Origin of the sequence: Labrenzia sp. C1B70 (assembly GCF_000475395.1) — a bacterium.
In the GTDB taxonomy this organism is placed as follows: domain Bacteria; phylum Pseudomonadota; class Alphaproteobacteria; order Rhizobiales; family Stappiaceae; genus Roseibium; species Roseibium algicola.
In genome coordinates, this window is the sequence record NZ_AXCE01000014.1 from 40919 (window position 1) to 60817 (window position 19899).

A 19899-nucleotide genomic window follows, 5' to 3' on the forward strand; every position below is an offset into this window, starting at 1 on the left:
CCAGGAACATTTACCTGGCCCTCAACAACCAAGAGGATCTATTAAAATGGCCGTCGATTTTTATCTGGAACTTGAAGGTATCAAAGGCGAAGCACAGGACAAGACCCATAAGGACAAGATTGACGTCCTTTCCTGGTCCTGGGGCGCTTCCCAGTCCGGCACCACCCACATGGGTTCGGGCTCCGGCTCCGGCAAGGCACACTTCCAGGATCTGAGCATCACCAAGTTCGTCGACAAATCCACCCCTGTGCTTCTGCAGCACGTGTCGACCGGCAAGCATATCACCAAAGGCACTCTCTTTGTTCGCAAAGCTGCCGGTGATAACCCGCTGGAATACATCAAGCTCGAAATGAAGGACATTATCGTGACCAACGTTTCGACCGGCGGCAGTGGCTCCGACGATCGCATCACGGAGAGCGTCACGCTGAACTTCGGTGAGTACAAGTACATCTACACCGAACAGAAGCCGGACGGCTCCAAGGGCGCAGCCCCTGAGTTTGCCTGGGACATTGCAGCAAACGAAAAGAAATAAGGCTTCGGCCTGCAGGGCTGCCGCGCTTCGGCGCGGCAGCCTTCTTTGGTTCGGACCGGCGATGCAGACTTTCAATTTTCGAAGCGGCACCGCCACGGTCATACTTAGGAATTTCCGGGGCAGCAGTCAGCGTGGGCTTGGCCGATGGCTAAATCAAATGTGAAAATGCACTCCCCGCTGATGTGGGCCTTCCGTGCAATGGACGACCCAGACTACAAGGCCGCTCAGGACAGGCAAAAAGAAGCACAGAACGGCGCCAACCTCAGGTCCGGTCGGCGGCTTTCCAGATCCTACGGTGTCTCTGAACACACGCTGCTTTCCGAAGTCCGGCAAGATCTGCAGGCGCTCCTCAATACGGTCAACCTCAATTCCACTCAGGACCTTTCCGATTTTCCGGAAGTTGAGAGCTCGATCATCAATTACGGATTGCCAGACCTTTCTGTCCATATTGTTGACAGCGTTCGCATTGACCGACTTGCCGAAGACATCCGACAGGCCCTCATCCATTTCGAACCGCGCATGGACCCACGCACGCTCAAGGTCGAGCGCGACGACAAGGTCGAAAGCGATACCTTCAAGGTAAGATTTCTCATCAAGGCAGAAATACGCTGCGATCCGATCCGGGTCGCGAGTGAATTCGTAGCCGACGTCGACCCTGCTTTCGGCCGTATCAAGATCATCGGGGCAACTGCATGAACCGGGAATTTCTCGACCTCTACAATCAGGAACTCACCTACCTGCGAGAACAAGGGGCGTCATTCGCGGAGGCCTATCCTGCTGTAGCAGAACGCCTGGGTGGGCTTCTGGAAGATCGTTCCGACCCCATGCTGTCCGGATTGCTTGAAGGTACTGCCTTCCTGTCAGCTCGCGTGCAGCTGAAAATGAAGCATGAGTTCGCCGAATTCACTTCCAACCTGTTCGAACAACTATATCCAACTGCGCTGGCGCCCATTCCCTCTCTGGTACTTGCCCGCGTGACGCCGAAATATGGCGATGCGAATTTGCGCAACGGCATAAAGGTCGATCGCCATGCTCCCATGGAGGCCGTCTTCCGTGAACGCCAGGGAGAGGTTCGCTGCAGGTTCACTCTCACCTCTCCTATTACGTTGACGCCCCTGGAGCTGACAGCTGCAAAGTACCTGAGCTCAGCTGCGCAGGTCTCCGGTCTCGGTGCGGAGATGGCTGAAGACAGACGCACACGCGCAGGTCTGTCCATCACGTTCACACACCGCATGTCCGAGGATCCGGAAAACGAGGTTTCAGCCGAAGAAGCCTTGAAGAAACCAGAATACCAGGTGGCCGGCTGTCGGATCGATTCACTTCCCGTCCGATTGATCGGACCTCTGGATCTGGCTGCGAAGGTCTATGAACAGATCTTCGGACATACAATCGCGCTCTACATCCGTACCGAGGACGCCTTCGGTCAGGCCAGCCTGCAGCGCCTGCCCGTCGATGCCATCGAGCAGCTGGGTTTCGATGAAGAAGATTCCCTCTTGCACAACGACTTGCGCCTGTTCACCGGCTTTGATCACTTGCGCGACTATTTCAACTTTCCGCGCAGCTTCCTCGGGTTCCGTCTGACGGGTCTGCGCCGTTACCTGGATAGGGTCAAGGCAAAAGCATTCGATCTGGTCTTCGTGTTCGATGAAGCAGAAAACCGGTTGCCTGCTCACGTTGAACGCAAGATTTTCGCGCTTCACTCAGCACCGGCCGTCAACTTGTTCGAAAGGCAGACTGACCGGGTGCCGATCAAGAAAGGGCAGCACGAGTTTGCTGTCATCACGGACCGGACACGGCCACTGGATTATGAAGTGCATGCCGTCACTGAAGTTTCCGCCCACTTCTCAGGAGGCGAGAAACGACCGGTTGAGCCGCTCTACAGCGTTGCACCAGACACTGAAAAAGCCGGTCACGAGTGGTTTTATACCATTCGTCGTTTGCCGCGACGCCAGTCGTCTTCCGAAATCCGGCGCATGCAGCCAAGCCACTACATAGGTACAGAAACCTTCATCTCTATCTCAAGCGGAGCGCAGGCTGCCGCCCTGCTGCAAACCGGCAAGAAACGTCTTTCGGAACTATCACTGAAGGTATTGGCATCCAACCGGTCGCTGGCCGCAGATCTCCCCGTGGGAACCAACCCGGACAAGTCCGAGATTGGGGATTTCCGCATACTGGAGGATATCGGCCTCAAGGTAGATTGTGTCGCCGGACCGACGTCCCCGAGGCCGCCGCTTCTTTCCTACAATGAAAGACTAGGCGAACAGGGCCACGCTGGCGCTATTGCCTGGCGGCTCATTAACATTCTGGCCTTGAACCATACCGGCCTTGTGCACGATGCGGCAGGTCAGGACGGTCGGTCTTTCCGCGATGTGCTGAGCGTCTTCGCGCCACTTTCCGACAGTTCAGCAGACCGGCAGGCCCAGTCGGTTCGGTCGGTTTCGACAAGGCCAGTTGTGCGCCGCCTGCAACAGAAGTCCGGGACAGGTGTCGCCAGGGGGCTCGAAATCACGATCACGCTCGATGACAAGGCTTTTGAAGGGGCGAGTGCCTTTCTGATGGGGGCTGTCCTAGATCGGTTTGTCGCCGAATACGCCTCCATCAATCACTTCACGCAGTGTGTGATCGCAACGACAGAGCGCGGCGTTATCATGAAGTGGCCTCCGCGGATCGGCGCGAAAGGAATTCTATGAGCGGTCCGGCAGACAAGGATCTGACGAAAACCCGTGTTGCACGGGACAAGACCGTTGTGCCTTCATCCTCCCGGAAGGCCCCGGCATGGCCGACCAAAGAGGAGACGGCGACGGCAGTCGAGACTGATGAGAAGGCCGACGCTGACGATATCTGGACCGTAAAACGGCAGGACAACAACACACCTGCGGACGAGGCAGAAGCGCCCGCAATCAAGTCGCCCGCGATTGAATCTGCCGCGATCACATCGGCCGAACACGCCGCTCCCTCACCTGCCGACACCCAACCAGAAACGCCTGCCCCACAAATCGATCCTCCGGCGGAGACCCCTGCCGAGGTTACGGAAGAGGTGATTGAAACGCAGACCGCAGAGACTGCGCCTGATCCAACAGCTGAGGAAGCAGTTCCGGAAAGCCCGCGTATCGAGGTGCCGGTCCAGCAGCAATACGCGTCGTTGCTTGCAGCCCTTGGAGACCGCATCGAGAAGCATCCAGGTGGACATGATCTGCTGGCAGTGCTGAGAATGCTCGAAGGCCAGACCGCTCCGGGAATATCAGAAAGCGGAATAAAGCCGAAGAACGCCGATGAGCCCGCTCCACCCAGGATCGGTAAAAGCCGGCGCATGATGGAAGACATCGTTCGCTTCGGTCAGGACCCGTCCAGCGAATTCGCCACGTCGACCATTGAGCGTGCGACAAAGGACGGTGACGGCGGCCTGGTCTTGCTGGAACGCTTCCTTGGTTTGCTTGGACCGCAAGGCGCTCTGCCATCCGCCTATACCGATGAAGCGATCATGCGCGGGCTCAGAGGCGATGACAGTTTTCCAAGATTCCTTGACCTGTTCAACAACCGCTTCCTGCAGTTATTCTACCGCGCGTGGGCCGATGCCAGACCGATCGTTCAACATGACCGTCCAGACGACGACCGGTTTCTCGCCTATCTCGGGTCGGCGATCGGCATCGGCACCCCGTTTTACCGGGACCTCGACAGGATCGACGATCGGCTCAAGCTGCTCTACGCGGGCCTTATGGCCCCCAAGACAAAGAGCGCCGCTCGTCTGAAGGCCCTCATCACGGGCGTTTTCGATGTCCGGGTAGAGATTGATCAATGTGTCGGGACGTGGCTGCATCTGGACAAGGACGATCAGCTCAAGCTTGGAGGTTTCGGGCCAGGCGGAGCCGGGCAACTTGGCGCCGACACGATCGTTGGATCCAAGGTCTATAGTGTGAGTGACAAGATCCGGATCAGGATTTTCACGAGCAGTCTGGAGGAATATCGGCAGTTTCTCCCGCCAACCCGGGCAAGACCCAATCCCTGGACAGAGAAGCTTTTCGACCTCATCGATTTTTATCTGGGTCTGGAAATTGAATATGAAATTGAACTTGCGCTGCCGAAGAGATGCGCATCCGCTGTCCGGATGGATGCCAACAACTCCGCAACGCTTGGACATATCGGCTGGCTGAAGCCGGCCGCTTCCGGCCCCGACGACGATACTGACCTGGAGGCCGAAGAAGAAGAAATGCTTACCGACACCCGTTTCCGGCCTGTGCGTCGCCACACCACAGTCTACCAATAGGTCTCAAGTCTGAAGGACCGATATTATGAATGACATTACGGTTGAAAAAGTTGTCAACAAGACCAACTCAACTGCCTACGACAGCCTGGACAAGGCCATGAGGCTTACGAAGGATGCCGGCCACCGGCATCTCGAGCTGGTCCACTGGTTCTACTATCTGATCCGCAACGAAAATTCTGATGTATTTCATATTCTGCGGCATTTCGACGTCGATCTCGGCACCCTGGACAAGGACCTGCAGGCCGCGCTTGCAGAGTTCAAGATCAACCAGACCGAACTTCCGTCCATGTCCAAGCCTTTCCGCGAAGCGCTGGAAGGAGCCTGGTTCGTTGGCACGCTGACATACGGCGACTACAAGATCCGCACGGCCTATGTCCTTCTTTTCATGCTTGGCGAAGAGAGCACCCGCACGCAGCTTTTCCAGCTGTCCAAGGCTCTCAACAAGCTCAAGCACGACGAAATCGCGAACAACCTTGACGCCATCGCCGGATCATCCGGTGAAGTGCGGGCGAGGCCCATCGACGGTTCAAGTCCAGCCTCCGGTAGCGCAGCAGGCGAACCGGGCGCAGAGCCGCTCGCGGCAGGCGGCCCCGGGGAAGATGCACTCAGCCAGTTCACTGTAGATTTCACAGCTCGTGCGCGGGCAAAGGAATTCGATCCGATCGTCGGCCGCGACGAAGAAATCCGGCAAGTCATCGACGTTCTGATGCGCCGCCGCCAGAACAACCCGATCCTGACCGGCGAAGCAGGCGTCGGCAAAACGGCCATCGTCGAAGGCTTTGCGCAGAAAATCGTTGCCGGGGATGTTCCTCCCGCGCTTCTGGGCACTCGCCTTTGTGCGCTGGATCTCGGCTTGCTTCAGGCCGGTGCGTCGATGAAAGGCGAATTCGAGAAACGTTTGCGCGCGGTCATTGATGCCGTCCATGGCTCCATCGTGCCGACGATCCTGTTCATTGATGAAGCCCATACGTTGATCGGAGCCGGCGGCGCTGCCGGAACGGGCGATGCAGCCAACCTTCTGAAGCCTGCGCTTGCCCGCGGCACACTCAGGACCGTCGCGGCCACGACGTGGTCGGAATACCGCCAGCATTTTGAAAAAGACCCGGCCCTGACACGGCGCTTCCAGCCCGTGCAGGTTGACGAACCGGATGAGGAAAAGTGCTTTGCCATGGTGCGCGGCCTGCTTGGCCCGATGGAAGATCATCACCAGGTTCGCATCCTCGATAGCGCTGTGCGGTCAGCGGTATCTTTGTCGCATCGCTACATTCCAGCGCGCCAGCTGCCGGACAAGGCGGTCAGCGTTCTCGACACCGCCTCGGCACGCGTCAACATCTCGCAAGCAGCACAGCCGGCCCGGTTGCTGGACCTGGTTGCCCGAAAAGGTTTTCTGGAGACAGAGAAAAAGGCCCTGACCAACGATGCCGAACTGGGCTTGGAGCATCAGGAACAGCTCGAGGCACTTTCCAACGCGATTACGGAAACCGAAAGCGACATTGAGACTGTCCGCAATCAGTGGGAAAACGAGCGGAAACTGGTAGCCGGAATCAGGCGTTTGAATGCCGCTCTTGCAAAGCTTCGCGGTGTTGAACCTGCGCCTCATCCGGAAAGCGAGGCAATCGAAGATCCGCAGCACGACAAGCCCGCTCTAGTTCCGATCGACGAGATCGAGCTTGAACTTGACGTCGACCTGACCAACGAAGACGCCATTCGCGATGCGCTCCAGGCGATGCGCACGGAGCTTTCCGAAATCCCCGAAGATGATCGCATGGTCTATGCCTATGTCGACGATGAGGCTGTTGCCAGCATCATTTCCGACTGGACCGGCATTCCGGTCGGCCGGATGGTGCAGGACGAAATGCAGACGATCCTGACGCTGACCGACAGCCTCAACAAGCGCGTGATCGGTCAGGCCCATGGCCTGGCAATGATCTCGAAGCGCATCGAGACCAGCCGCGCCCAATTGGGCAATCCGGACAAGCCAATCGGCGTGTTCATGCTGTGCGGCCCCTCCGGTGTTGGTAAAACCGAAACCGCCCTGGCCCTTGCCGAGACCCTTTATGGTGGTGAGGAAAGCCTGATCACCATCAATATGTCCGAATTCCAGGAAGCGCATTCCGTTTCCGGTCTCAAAGGCGCTCCTCCGGGATATGTAGGCTATGGCGAAGGCGGCCGGTTGACCGAAGCCGTGCGGCGTAAGCCTTACTCGGTCGTCCTTCTGGACGAAGTCGAAAAGGCTCATCCGGATGTTCACGAAATCTTCTTCCAGGTCTTCGACAAGGGTTGGATGGAAGACGGCATGGGTCGGAAGATCGACTTCCGCAACACGTTGATACTGCTGACCTCGAATGTCGGTACTGACATCATCATGAATGCAGCAAGTCACATGCTGGATGCGCCGGTTTCCAGTGATCCGGATCTTGCGGCAACCGACCCGAACGCACCGGATCCGGAGAAGCTCGCGGAAACCTTGAGACCAGCATTGCTCGACGTGTTCCCGCCGGCCCTGCTCGGCCGTATCGTGACCATCCCCTACTATCCGCTATCGCCATCCATGCTCGGGTTCATCGTCCGGCTTCAGCTCAACCGTATTGTCAAAAGGGTCAAGCAGAACCGGGATGCCGTGCTGAGTTATGGCGACGACGTGGTGAGCCATATCGTTTCACTCTGCCGCGACCCGGACAGCGGTGGCCGCATGATCGACAACATCCTGACCAACGACCTTCTGCCGAAGCTGTCGCGTGCGTTCCTCACGGCGCAAATGAACGGCGAAGAACTGAAGGGCGTGACCTTGAAAGCCACGGAAACCGGTATCGAAATCGAGCCGGCCAGCTGACATCAACCAACAAAAACGCCGGACAGGTTCTCCCACCTGTCCGGCGTTTCGATTCTGCCCGGAAATCTGCCTGATTGTCGCTGGTCCTGGTTCAGCCCCCGATAAGAACGGTAAATTCCCCGGTCGTGATCGCGCCACCCTTGGCTGTTGGATCACCAATGCGGGCCGCGGGCAAACTTCCGATAAGAACAGTCAGCGACCCCATGATAATGGGGTCGACATTTGCGGGCGGAGGGCCGACACACACGCAAAGGTCCGTCATTCTCGCAGCAGGACGCTTACCGATCAGGACGTTGATCTTGCAGGGGGGCGCAATCGGCAACCCTGGCGGAACGGGTGTCATCGGGCACATATGAAAATCGCCCAGGCGGGCAGCTGGTCTGGTCATGGCAGCCTCGTGCGTTGTTACACTCTTGCCAGAATGAACGTTCCTGCGACAAATACTGGGACCTGGATCACAGTCTGGCGTATTTCAGCGCTGCCGCAAGTCCTGTTTCACTGCACGCTCAAAATGTCGGCAATCACCGTCCGGTATTCCTGCAGATCCTTGCCCCCGACAGACTGCGGTGCTTCCGCTCCCGTCTCCATTTCAAAGGCCAACGGGTCTGTCGGCTCTCCCCTGTGTCTGATTTCGAAATGAAGGTGCGGTCCGGTGGAAAGCCCCGTAGTTCCGACGTAACCAATCAGATCACCCGCCTGAACCACAGACCCTAGCTGGATGCCATCGGCGTATTCATGCATATGCGCGTAGCGGCTGGTAATTCCGTCCTTGTGGGTGAGTTCAATGAAATTGCCATACCCGCCTCGCACATCGCGATAGGTGACCTTTCCGGAAAAGGCCGCGTGGATCGCGGTTCCAGTGGGGGCCGCCCAATCGACACCGGCATGCAGGCGTTCCGTTTTCTTGATCGGATGAAATCTCATGCCGAACTTCGATGTCAGAACACCTTTGACCGGGACAAGCATGGCGCCGGACAAACTGACCTTGCCGCCTTCGTTCACACAGGCAAAACCGCGATTACCGGGCGCTTTCAGCACGTAACAGCGAACGGACCAGTCGTCCCCACGCCGAACACCGGCAAAGAGCACCCTGCCACCGCCACGCTTCTCGTCTCGAGCACTGTCCGTGAATACCAGAGTGACTCTCTCATCTGGTTTGATCGACCGCTTGAGGTCGGTCATGGGCGCCAAATATGCGATTGCCTCGCCCACGATAGAAGCGGGCACGGCATTGCGGACTGCGGTGGCATAAACACCGTCGATCAAGCGATGCAAGTTGGCAGGTTGAGTTGCCTCCTCACTCGCGATCTTCTGTTCCACGATCGTCTTGCCAAACCAGGGATCGGCGCCGGCTACATACCCGTCCCCGTCTCTTCCGACCGAATAGGCAGCTGTACCTATATACCCTTCCTGGCCGTAGATCGAAATCTGGACAGGCCGATAATAATCGCCAATCCGGCCTACCTTGTTCGGCATGCGAACACCACGCACTGCGATCTTGTCGCCTGCGATCAAATCGCTTTTGTCAAAGTTCTCCTTGACGAATTCCACCAGCGAATCCAGGACTTCCTCGTCGAACCCTTTGCCTTTCAGGAAATCCTTGAGCGGAGCCGCTTTTGCTACCTCCTCGCGCACTTCGACCCGGCTGGGCCCCTGACCGATGGGACGCTCGGTAAGATAGAGGTTCAACGTGTCAGTTGAGGGCTTCAGAAACACCGGCAAATCGGGAGAACCATCGTCCGCGGGCTGCGCATCTTCTTCAACGACTATGCCCTCGGCCTCATCCCCGCCCCCGAAATTGCCGAACTGAAAGTCCGCCTCACTACCCGGTGCGCGTATAACAAGGTTGCCGTCATCGTCCAGCATCTGGCTGTCCAGCACATATGCGGCAACAGACGGTACCGACGCAGCACCGTCCCCGATCGCAGCGGCTGGCACTGGACGCTCCGACAAGTCTATCCGCCGATTGGCGGAACCATCCTTCAAAAGGACCGGGTCGCCCGCCAACGGAATGACAGCAGAGAGGGCCATGTCGAAAAAAGGATCGGCCGGAACATCGAGATCCTCCTCGTTGGTCAACGCAGTGTCATCAACATCCTGTTCCAGGGCTTGGTCGTTGGCGACGCTTTCGTCCGGATCTTGCTGCGGAGCATTTTCCGGAGAGGCGCTGTCCGACACCGCTTCGGCGATATCCTGTAACCCGATTTCCTCGGGTGGTGACAAGGATATCGCGCCGGAGGAGATCAGATGGGCAATGCCACCAGCAGCACCGCCCAGCACCAGGAACCCGATGGCCATTGCAGCATAAAGTACAATGGGTGACCGTTTCGGAGCCGCCCCCTTGGCCGGCGCAGCTCCTGGCTTTGGTGGTGGTGTAGCGGTAGGGCCAGCTTGTGGCGCCTTTTGCGACGGACGGATCACGGTCCTGTCAAACTCTGGGCGATGAGCACCCGGATTTTGGTTGTCAGGCCATTGGACCATTGTGAGACCTTAAGCGCAGCGTCGCAGCTGCTCAGGCTGCCGAAAATCAATATCCTGATCATGCAGGATGATTGGGAAAGATGCAAAAAATGCTGTGTTTGAAAGCGCTTCGTCAGGAGCGCGGAAACGTGACCAGCTTGCTCCTGTCCTGTTCCTGCCGCGAGATCGTCCGTTTTTCTTCCGGCTCCATGTACATTTCAGGTAGATCCAGAGTGTAAACGGTGATGTCGGAACTGAGACCACGCAATTGTCCTTTCCAGATCTCAGCAACCGGATAGGACGAAGGCAGTTTCTCGGCGACCGATTGACTGACTGCGAGACGAACCTTGTGGTCCTTGGCAACGGATTCGACCCGGCTTGCCGTGTTGACGGTGGTACCCATGACGGTGAAGGAACGGCGATGTTCACCACCGATGTCGCCCACCAGAACCGGTCCGGCGTTAAGGGCTATGCGCAGGTCCAGCGGTGGTTGTCCGGTAATTTCGCGCAATCTGTCTAGCAGATTTATAATTTCTGTTGCGGCATCGACAGCCGATTTTTCGGGATGCTCGACCGTATTGGGTGCGTTCCACACCGCCATGATCGCGTCGCCGATATACTTGTCGATATACCCTTGGTGAGCGGTGATCACCTGTCCGATGCTGTCGAAACAGGAATTGACCACGCGCACCACATCCTTATCGGCGAGTTTTTCCGACATCTTGGTGAAGCCGACGATATCGATGAAGGCCACGACGACATGCCGGGTTTCCCCACCAAGCGCCGGCAATTGTTCGGAACTCGCCATCAGCTTGATGACATCCGGGGCAAGGTAGTGACCGAAGAGCCTTACCAGAGACCTCTGCCGGCGCTGCAGGATGCCGACCTTCCCGACAGCCGAGATGATTGTCGCGGTGACGAAGGCAACCGGAGCAACGCCTGGCGAAGGAAACATACCGAGCTCCATACTGCCAAGGCTCACGCCCAGTCCGCAAAGCACTCCGCCGACAGCCACAACAGGTAAGACGACCAGCGGAAGCGACAGACCTGCGAGCGCGCCAACCACGGCAAAGATGACCGCAAATGCGGGGACGAGACCAGCGGGAGGCTCGGTCACGATCCTTCCGGCGATAGGCGAGCCGATGAAATCGGCCAGTACAAATACACCGGCGGTTTGCGGCTGTACGCGCGGTCGCCCGCTTGGCCCCGTTTCTGCCAGCTGTTCTGGCAGATGAGGCAGGAAACGGTCAGAAAAAAGATGCTCGTCTTCATAGGGCAACAGCCCGCCGAACAGTACGATGCGGCCTTCTGCAAAACGGGCAAGTTCCTGCCTGCCCTCATCACTTTCCAGAAGCTGCAGAACGTCGATAAGCGAAAGATACGGAACGGACGTTGCGAGGCGGGCGGATGGCACCGGAATGTAGGTTTCAGCGACCTCGACACCTGCGATACCCAAAAGCGCATCGATCAGATGTGGCGAAGCGGTGAGAGGTGAATGCGGCTCGTGTCGTCGCACCACACCGTCGCTGTCAGTTGAAACGATAACCGACCTGACACCGCCCTCACCGGCTGCAGCGGAAAACATGCGTTGAGGTACGCCTATTTCGGTGTGAGCAATGAAGACCTTGCCGCGGTTCTGATAGAGGAACCGCTGAAATGCCAGGTCAAAGCCTTTCAATCTGGCTTCGCCGGTGCTGGGGTCCACAAAGCCGTCCGCACTATAGGCAAATACAAAGTCATAGCCCAGCGCCACCGCGCCGGCATTCAACATGGCTTGTCCGGCCTCTGCCAGAACCGGGGTCATCAGAACCCGCGGTATTGGTGCCAACCGGTCGGAGTTAAGCGCTTTTTGATCAAGGCCGACCACGACAACAGGTGCAGGACCTGCCTGCTCCTTGTTGTCCATGAGGGCCTTGATCTGGAACAGGCGGTCTGTCACCCACCCTTCCCAGATGGCCTTTTGAGCGGATAAACCGATGGCGATCCCAGCCCCTACCGCAACGAGTGCGATGAGCAAGATGAGCTGTTTTCGTCCAATGGCTGCGTCCGCGAACCGGCCGCCAAATATCATTTCACGATGACGACAGCGGTTTTCCGTCCAACCTGGACCGGGTCAATGGTGATCGTGCGCATGACGACACCATAGTCTGGCGCCTTGCCTTGCAGGAACAGCTCAACCTCTACGGCTTCGTCTTCCGGCTCACGGTTCGGCATGTCGGTCAGAATATTGTCGAGCATATCGAAGCGCTTGGGTTCACCGCCCCCAAAGGAAACAAACACCGTGTCGTATTGATCGCGCAGCTTGTTGTCGAACCGCAGCATCAATGACGCAGCTTTCTTGTTTTCCAGTGTAAGGCCACGCAGCGTGACGGTCAGACCTTTGTCAGCCTTTTCGCTGTCGGTTCCGCTGTCTGCCTGCAAGCAGTTACCCGCTCTCAGAACTTTCTGTTCAGAACCTTCTGCGGTGTATCCTTCGGAAGATACCTTCAGCACACCGGCCTGAATCCTGACTTCCTGACATGCGGAATAGTCCAGCAGGTCAACATGTCCGGTAGCGCCGAGATCGACTACGTCACCAGGCATAAGCTCGGTAAACGCGGACACATCAACACCTTCCGACTTGTCCAGCACCAGCGCAATCGGATCCGCTAGTGCAGATCCGGCGGACAGCGCAAACATCAGACCCGCGAGAGCACTCGTGGCCTGCAAACTTCGCCTTGAACAGGCATGCTTCAAAATCCGTTTCATGAAGGGCTCCTGATTCCCTGGTCATTCCAAATACGCCCGGCCTTTTCGACGCAGCCCAGCGCTGACTATGGTTCGATATTACCAGAGGATGGCGAAATGAGTGTGGCCATGGTCACAAAAATTCTTTTCAAGCGCAACAAGATAGAAGGAGACTTCGCGTGTCAGCCGGCGGGCTCAGTGTAGACACCGGCAATACCCACGGCATCTGCATACTGGCCAATCAACTCAAGCAATTTTGGTGTCAGCTCGGCGCTCAGAGGTTTGCCATCGAGTGCAGCCAATACGCCGACCAATTGAGGCATCGGTTTGGCCGCCCGTACCATAACGATATGGTCCGCACCGAACGGCAGGGCAGCCCTCAAGTTCAACACATAAGGCTTGGCTGCCTGAACCATGGTGTCCTTGCCAAGCGGGTCTGCCTTCTTGTTGGGGGCAAGCAGACGAAGCGTGCCGTCTGCTTCCAGTGCAAACACGGCCATATTGCCTGCCTGGTCCGATTTAAGACCAACCTTGAATGCATCTCCTTCGGGGATATGCCCGACTGACGGCTGGAGTGTTCCTTCAATAGGCTGGCGCTCACGCGACAAGGCATAAAGATCGGTCAGAAAACCCCATTTGGTCACAACATCGGAAAACCGGTCGATGTTGGTCGCCTTGCCGCGCAGCACCACGTCGCCAAATTTGGTCAGGACGTCGCCTTCTTCCACATCCCAGAACAGATCCGCGGTCCCATCTTCAACGACCTTGAGGCGGCCCTCCTGTTTGCCGGCCAGCTGCTGCAATACCGGCGTGGCAGCATTGGTGCTCGCAGACAGGGTCAGGACGCCGTTTTCATGTGCGAATATCTGCTCGTTGACACGCGGAAGGACAGCGGCGCGGCTGTCACCGCTCATGGTCAGGCTGGGCGACTGGCGCCCCTCCGTTGCGACCCGCACGGTTTCCTTGAGAAACAGGCTGAGCTCCTCCATGGAGATACCGCCATCGCGATCCAGATCCGCCCTTCCCTCGACACCGCGCGCAAAGGCCCAGCTCAAGGCACCTCGCGGTTCACCGGCAATCAAAAGCTCGGGGATGACCTGTCCATCGACAGTAGCGCCTACGTAGATAACGTTGGGAAGGTCCTGGACGTCGCCTGTCTGCTGGGCGTTTCCGGCCAGCATGGGCGGAAGAGGCTGAGAGCGAAGGGCGTCGTTCTCGAACGGGGGTAAACCAACCAGCCGCGTCCCCAGCCGTGTGATACGCGGGTCCACGGATCGGGTCATCGTGCCCGAGTGGCAGCTATCTGCCAGAACCAGAACACTGCGTCCACCGGCAGCCCGGAGCATTGCGGCGATGTCATCGTCTCGCAGTCTCTCGCCATTACCCGGAGCTGCAATATCGAAACCGGCCAGAAGGAAGACTTCGTCCATGCCATCTTCTTCCGAACCCTTTACCCACTCGGGCTCCTGTGCCCCATGCCCAGCATAGGACAAAACAAGAACATCATCAGCGTCCGCGCGGGAAATGAGATCCTGCCATGAGGACAGGATTGCCTGCCTCGACGCATCGGCATCGTATAGCGTGGTCAGGTCGGTAACACCGGCAGCTGTCAGTGTTTCGGCGATGTCTCGCGCATCATTGACCGCCCCCTTCAAGGGAGAAACGTGCTGATAGGCGTCGACGCCCACAACGAGTGCTCGCCACTGTCCGGCTTCCGCTGTCGAGCCAAAGCTCACTGCGATAAGAAACAGGCTGCACACTCTGGCCCAGAAATATCGTCCGGACGCCAGGCCAAATGGAACATTCATCGGTGTTACCTTTTCTGTGCGAGGTTAGCCCCAGCTACCGCCACCGCCACCACTTGGGCCGCCGCCACCACCGCCACCGCCGCCACTTCCGCCGCCGCTGTTGCCGCCGCCTCCACTATTTCCGCCGCCGCTATTGCCGCCACCGCTATTGCCGTTGTTGCGGTCTTGAGCGCTAGGATCGTTGATCGGATCATAGGCAGGTCTCGAAGCCCTATTGGTCGTCGGGCTCGTGGTCGCAGGCTGCCTGACACCTTGCGGGGCCGGGTTTTGCTGTGTCTGGCATCCTGCCACCATCAGCGTCAGCAGTCCTGTGACCGGCAATAAGTACAAGAACGATTTCATCTGAATATCTCCCTCAACGATTAAAACAGATCATATCTGGGACGGTTCTGTTCCCACTGATGCTTTACCAGTGCAATCAGGGCCTCATCGCCTTCGGAAGGCGCCCGTCCAGAGGCTTCAAAGAAGTCGGCCAGGGCTTCACGGGTTTTCCGTCCCGGCTGCCCGTCAACCGGTCCTGGATCGAAACCGAGATCGGTCAGGGTCTGTTGCAACACCTTTGCCTTGAGGTTTTTCCGCGCATCGCCGAGAGCGGTCTTTGCCTGCTCGGCAGCCTGCGAAGACGGTTCAACAGCCACAGCCATGGCAAGCATGCGAACACGGTCCTGGCCTGCGGCATCGCCATCTTGCTGGCCAAGCATCCACGCGGTGTTGAATGCACCCCAGGGATCTCCGCGCTGGGCGCTTTCACGGAACCAGCGAGTTGCCTCTTCCGCATTTTTCTCAACACCCTGGCCATTGTAGTAAAGCAGTCCGATAGCCGTGCCTGCTGCGGGATGCCCGCCTTCATGTGCTTTCATGAACCAGCCAAGTGCTGCTTCATAGTCCTGCGGCACACCTTTACCATCGCGGTACAGCGTCCCCATGTTCAGGTAGCCATAAATGTCGTTCCGCGATGCCGAGCGATTGTAGTAATAAACGGCGCGGTCGATGTTTTCTTCCACATGCTGGCCATTCAGGTAGAAACCGCCAATGGCATTGAACGAGAACGTGTGGCCTGCCTCCACCGACTGTAGCAGTTTGTCCAGGCCGTCCTTTTCGTTCTGGGCCGTGCCTTCGCCCTTGATCTCGGCCATACCAAGCGAATGCAGAGCATAGGCGTCTCCCCGCTCCGCAGCCTTGCGGTATAGGTCGACAGCTTTCTCGCGGTCACGATCGATCCCCGCACCCAGGAAATACATGCGCCCCAGCACCTGGCCGGCACGAACATGTCCCATCTGGTAGGCCTGTTCAAAGTAACCGACAGCCTGTTGCAGGTTACCGGCAGCAAATGCTCCACGGCCGCGCTGGAAGACGAACCGGCCGATCTCCGGGTAAGCAGCCATCGCTTCGGCGCAGGCCGTATCCACAGCCGCCGCATCCAGATCGTTGGCGAGCCGTCCTTCCGTAACCGCCTGCAAATCGAAAGGCTGGGTTGCCAGGCGATCGCACTGCGTTACACGGGGTTGAACGATCTGCGTGATGGTTCTTGCAGGCGTTCCTTCGACAGCCGGCAATTCCAGAGCAAATTTCCGCGCTTCACTTTCGCTGCCGATCTGCGGACGGACGGTCAATGTCGCGAGCGCAGAAACAGGAAAACGGTCGCCGGCCTGCAGCAAGCGGTTATCGGAAGCAAGCTGCAGGTCCGTATCGACAGAGACAACCTTCAACCAATCGCTTGTTGCCGGCAGATCCTCGACAGGCGCATCCGGATAGACGTTTACGGGGCCGGTGCCGATATCAGCTTCTACCGCTCCCTTTGAGGCCGTGTTACCCAGCCATGACAGGAGAGCTTCAAGCCGCTTCGTGCGGTTTTCCTCCACCTGCTCGTTTTGCACCGGCGCTTCGGCCTGTGCGACCGTAATTGAGGCGATCGCGGATGCAGAACCACCCCATTGGTCCTCTACTTCGTAGGAGATCAGTTCCACGTCGCCGGGTTGGGAGCCTTCCGGAAAGAACTCGAGACTGGCAAGCTCTGCCGCATCTATCACGTCCCCCTCAGCAACGGCCCGGCCTCCCGGCAGCTTCAAGGTACCTTTTTCAGGTAGCAAGGTGAGCTTCGCCTTCAGCGTTCCACCTTCCGGCTGAACCGGTTCGGGGATGCTGATCGGGACGGATTCAGCCGATGCCGATACACTGACCCTGTGATGGGCAGTCACGATCGGAGCCGGTTTGGGCGGTACGAAATAGAAGCTGGTGACGAGCGTTGAATCCTCATATGGGATCTGCTGGCCGCCGGTCTTGCGAACCACGTCATCGCGAACCTTGGTCATCAGGTCCTTGATCTCGAGCGCCGGATCAAGAGCATTTTCGACCACAGAAGAGGTGAACGGGCTCATCGGCCCCTTGCCGTCATAGGCAACCTGACCAGGACGCGTGGCATAGGAGATGAATGTGCCGAGCTTGTTCGGAATCCTGCGGAGCCCTCTGGTCTTTCCGAGCGAATATTCTTCCTCGCCCCAAAAAAGGCTTGCGATTTCAAACGGGTTGTCCCGGCAGGCGTCAAGCATGACGATCTGCAGGCTGGAAGCGGCCTTCATGTAGTCCAACAGATGGGACACCTTGAGGCTTTCGAATTCCAGGTCGTATTGAGAGGACAGTTTGGCGTCGACAGGAAGAATGAAATTGGATTCGCCAACCTGAAGCGCATGACCGGAATAGTAGAACAGCGCCGTGTCGCCGTCGTTCAGTTCCCGCAGGAACCGGCGTACGACCTGCTCCAGATCCTTCTTGTTGAGGTCCGTGCCGATCGTCACATCAAAATCGGCCTCCCGAAGGATCCTGGCGATTTCCGTCGTGTCCGTAACGGGATTTTCCAGCGGGGTCACATACTGGTATTCCTGGTTGCCGATGACCAGCGCAACCCTGCGCCCGTCCTCGGTCTGTGCCATCACCTGGGCGGAAGGCAAAGCAAGAGCAGCACCCACCGGCAGGCTCAGAAGGCCCATCCTGACAGCTTTCCTCAACCGGCCAACAGGCTTGGTGGAGGTCATAGATTTGCCAACTCGTGTGGCAAGAGGTCGATAATCCCGATTCTGCATAACGTCCTCAGCGCTTAAATCCGCGTGTAACTATCGCGCTAGAGCTGCTGCCTGTCTGTGATGGAACTCACACGGAGGCACTTCCGGCTCCAAAGCGTCCGGCGCCCCCTTCGATCAAATACCCTTAGGGAAAGTGATGCACACTTGTGGTTCCGACGCAAGGGAGACGACATCAGCAACCGTCAGCTGTTCAGGTAAAGCCGGGGGAATGCCATCTCAGGCAAGTGTTTCTTTTCATTTCGAGTCATCCTACGCTGCTGAAAAGCCTGCAAATGCTCGGGAGGTCAGATGACAGACGCGTTCAGGATTCGCCAGCTGAAGGAAAGTGAGATTCACATTCCACTCGAATTGGCGATGGAGGAAGGTTGGAACCCCGGGATTGAAGACGGCCCAGCATTCTTCACAGCCGATCCGAACGGGTATTTTGCCGGCGAAATAGACGGAAAGTTGATCAACGTTATTTCGGCAGTCCGCTACGGCGATACATTCGGCTTCATCGGACTCTATATCTGCAAGCCCGAATTCCGGACCATGGGATACGGCCACCGGATCTGGGACCATGCAATGGCATATCTGGGGTCTCGGGTCATCGGTCTGGATGCGGTAAATGAGCAGACTGCGAGTTATGCCCAGCACGGGTTCAAATCAGTCTACCGGAACATCCGGCATGCCGGCATCTCAATGTGCGATACGCCCATGGACCCGCGCCTTGCACCACTTGGTCATGGCCTTTTTCCCGGCATACGTGACTATGACCAGCGCTTCTTTCCGGCTGAACGCACGCAATTCCTGAAGACCTGGGCCGCCCCCATGCTGGAAACACGCCGCGGCTTTGCCTTTGTCGAAGATGGTCATGTCAGGGGCTACGGCATTATCCGCCAGTGCCACGAAGGCTACAAGATCGGGCCCCTTTTCGCGGATGAGCCGGAAATTGCCGATACCTTGTTCCGCACACTTGCCGGACAGGTCAAAGGGCAGACCATTATCCTCGACACGCCCGAACCAAATGCGGCAGCATTGCTAATGGCGGAAAAATACGAGCTGTCACCGGAATTCGAAACCTTCCGCATGTATCGCGGCCTGGCACCCGATCTGCCTTTGGACCAGCTCTACGGCATCACAACATTCGAATTGGGCTGAGGCGGCAGACCGCCCCGCGCCCTGTGTGTTTCCAATCAATGCTCGACTGACTGGTAGGCAAGAATGGCGCCGGCAAGGTCTTCCAACGCAGCCCCCACCGACTTGAACATGGTGATGGCTTCCTCACTCTGCCGGCCGGGATGTTCGCCCCGGCAAAGCTCATAAAGATCTGCCTTGATTTCGCCTGGCGACAATACCCCGGCCTTGATTGGCTGAACGATATCTCCACCTTCGGAAAGGCACCCGTCGCGGGTGTCCACGAAGATCTCTGCCCGCTTGACAAGATCGTCGTCACTCTCGCGCATGCTGGGCTTGAAGGCCCCCACAAGATCCACATGCGTTCCCGGCTTCAGCAAGGCACCCTTGATCAAGGGTTCGGAAGAGAGAGTTGCGGCGCTGACGATATCCGCTTCCCCAAGCGCTTCCTTCAAACTTGTTGCTGACTTCAGTTTCACCGGAAACTGGTCGGCAAGCGAGCGCACGACTTCTTCCGTCTTTTCCCTGGACCGCCCCCAGATGGTGACTTCGTCAATGGAACGAACGGCCATATGCGCGGCGATCAGATTGGGAGCAAGGCGCCCGGTGCCGAGTACCAGCAGATGCCGCGCGTCGGAGCGAGCCAGGTAGCTGGCCGCAAGTGCGGAGGCCGCTGCGGTGCGCCTGGCTGTCAATTCGCCACCGTCGATTAGCGCGAGCATCTCTCCGGTTCGTGCATCCGACAAAAGGTATTGCGCAGAAATTGCGGGAAGATTGCGCTCCGAATTGCCCGGAACCACATTGACCACCTTCACGCCCGCATATCCGCCCGGCACCCAGGCCGGCATCAGCAGCACAGTCGCATCGGGCTCACCGGGTATTTCCATGTCATGATGGTGGCGGGTTGGCATCACGCAGCCAGACCGGAACATCTTTGCCAAAGCGTCTATCAGATCAGGATATGGCAATGCATCGCGGGTCTGGTCTTCGGTCAAAAGCAGCATGTTGGGCCAATCTGTTAAGTGTTAACTTTATTGATACAAATCATATTCCCCGGAGCAGTCCAAGCATTTGCTCGG

The 19899-nt window shown here is 57.7% G+C and carries 14 protein-coding genes; 6 read left to right on the forward strand and 8 right to left on the reverse strand.

Annotation, left to right across the window (positions count from 1 at the left end):
* Window positions 1-46: 46 nt before the first annotated feature.
* The 5 genes from Q666_RS52345 (at window position 47) to tssH (ending at window position 7629) form a co-directional block, all read left to right on the forward strand.
* The gene (locus tag Q666_RS52345) at window positions 47-532 is read left to right on the forward strand and encodes a type VI secretion system tube protein Hcp (protein ID WP_022999368.1); all 486 of its coding nucleotides are present in this window, start codon (window positions 47-49) and stop codon (window positions 530-532) included.
* 144 nt (window positions 533-676) lie between these two features.
* Complete coding sequence (tssE, locus tag Q666_RS52350; RefSeq protein WP_022999369.1) at window positions 677-1228, forward strand: type VI secretion system baseplate subunit TssE; 552 nt, start codon at window positions 677-679, stop codon at window positions 1226-1228.
* Window positions 1225-3222 carry a type VI secretion system baseplate subunit TssF gene (gene tssF, locus Q666_RS52355; RefSeq protein ID WP_022999370.1) on the forward strand — a complete coding sequence of 666 codons (1998 nt, stop codon included), beginning with the start codon at window positions 1225-1227 and terminating at the stop codon, window positions 3220-3222. The genes tssE and tssF overlap by 4 nt, the downstream gene beginning before the upstream one ends.
* Complete coding sequence (gene tssG / locus Q666_RS65015) at window positions 3219-4796, forward strand: type VI secretion system baseplate subunit TssG (RefSeq protein ID WP_022999371.1); 1578 nt, start codon at window positions 3219-3221, stop codon at window positions 4794-4796. Before tssF ends, tssG begins: the two co-directional genes overlap by 4 nt.
* A 25-nt stretch (window positions 4797-4821) precedes the next feature.
* Window positions 4822-7629, forward strand: coding sequence for a type VI secretion system ATPase TssH (gene tssH / locus Q666_RS52360; protein WP_022999372.1), 2808 nt, complete (start codon window positions 4822-4824; stop codon window positions 7627-7629).
* A 91-nt stretch (window positions 7630-7720) separates the two neighbouring features.
* Here tssH and Q666_RS52365 read toward each other — a convergent pair whose 3' ends face one another.
* The 7 genes from Q666_RS52365 to Q666_RS52395 form a co-directional block, all read right to left on the reverse strand.
* Window positions 7721-8017: a PAAR domain-containing protein gene (locus Q666_RS52365; RefSeq protein WP_031268781.1), complete on the reverse strand. Its 297-nt coding sequence runs from the start codon at window positions 8015-8017 to the stop codon at window positions 7721-7723.
* Between the two features lie 107 nt (window positions 8018-8124).
* Window positions 8125-10050, reverse strand: a complete 1926-nt coding sequence (locus tag Q666_RS65020) for a M23 family metallopeptidase (RefSeq protein ID WP_161633221.1) — start codon at window positions 10048-10050, stop codon at window positions 8125-8127.
* 172 nt (window positions 10051-10222) lie between these two features.
* Window positions 10223-12160: an adenylate/guanylate cyclase domain-containing protein gene (locus Q666_RS52375; protein WP_022999375.1), complete on the reverse strand. Its 1938-nt coding sequence runs from the start codon at window positions 12158-12160 to the stop codon at window positions 10223-10225.
* On the reverse strand, window positions 12157-12837 hold the full coding sequence (locus Q666_RS52380) for a hypothetical protein (protein ID WP_208984155.1): 681 nt from the start codon (window positions 12835-12837) through the stop codon (window positions 12157-12159). Before Q666_RS52380 ends, Q666_RS52375 begins: the two co-directional genes overlap by 4 nt.
* Window positions 12838-12998: 161 nt before the next feature.
* Entirely contained in the window at window positions 12999-14624 is a 1626-nt protein-coding gene (locus Q666_RS52385) for a caspase family protein (protein ID WP_081713299.1), read from the reverse strand.
* Window positions 14625-14648: 24 nt separating this feature from the next.
* Window positions 14649-14966: a hypothetical protein gene (locus tag Q666_RS66410; RefSeq protein ID WP_187306522.1), complete on the reverse strand. Its 318-nt coding sequence runs from the start codon at window positions 14964-14966 to the stop codon at window positions 14649-14651.
* A gap of 20 nt (window positions 14967-14986) precedes the next feature.
* Window positions 14987-17611 carry a caspase family protein gene (locus tag Q666_RS52395; protein ID WP_022999380.1) on the reverse strand — a complete coding sequence of 875 codons (2625 nt, stop codon included), beginning with the start codon at window positions 17609-17611 and terminating at the stop codon, window positions 14987-14989.
* A gap of 381 nt (window positions 17612-17992) precedes the next feature.
* Here Q666_RS52395 and Q666_RS52400 point away from each other — a divergent pair, with 381 nt between their 5' ends.
* Complete coding sequence (locus tag Q666_RS52400; protein WP_022999381.1) at window positions 17993-18844, forward strand: GNAT family N-acetyltransferase; 852 nt, start codon at window positions 17993-17995, stop codon at window positions 18842-18844.
* A gap of 35 nt (window positions 18845-18879) precedes the next feature.
* Here the strand turns inward: Q666_RS52400 and Q666_RS52405 are convergent, their stop codons facing one another.
* Entirely contained in the window at window positions 18880-19824 is a 945-nt protein-coding gene (locus Q666_RS52405; protein ID WP_022999382.1) for an ornithine cyclodeaminase family protein, read from the reverse strand.
* Between the last annotated feature and the right edge of the window lie 75 nt (window positions 19825-19899).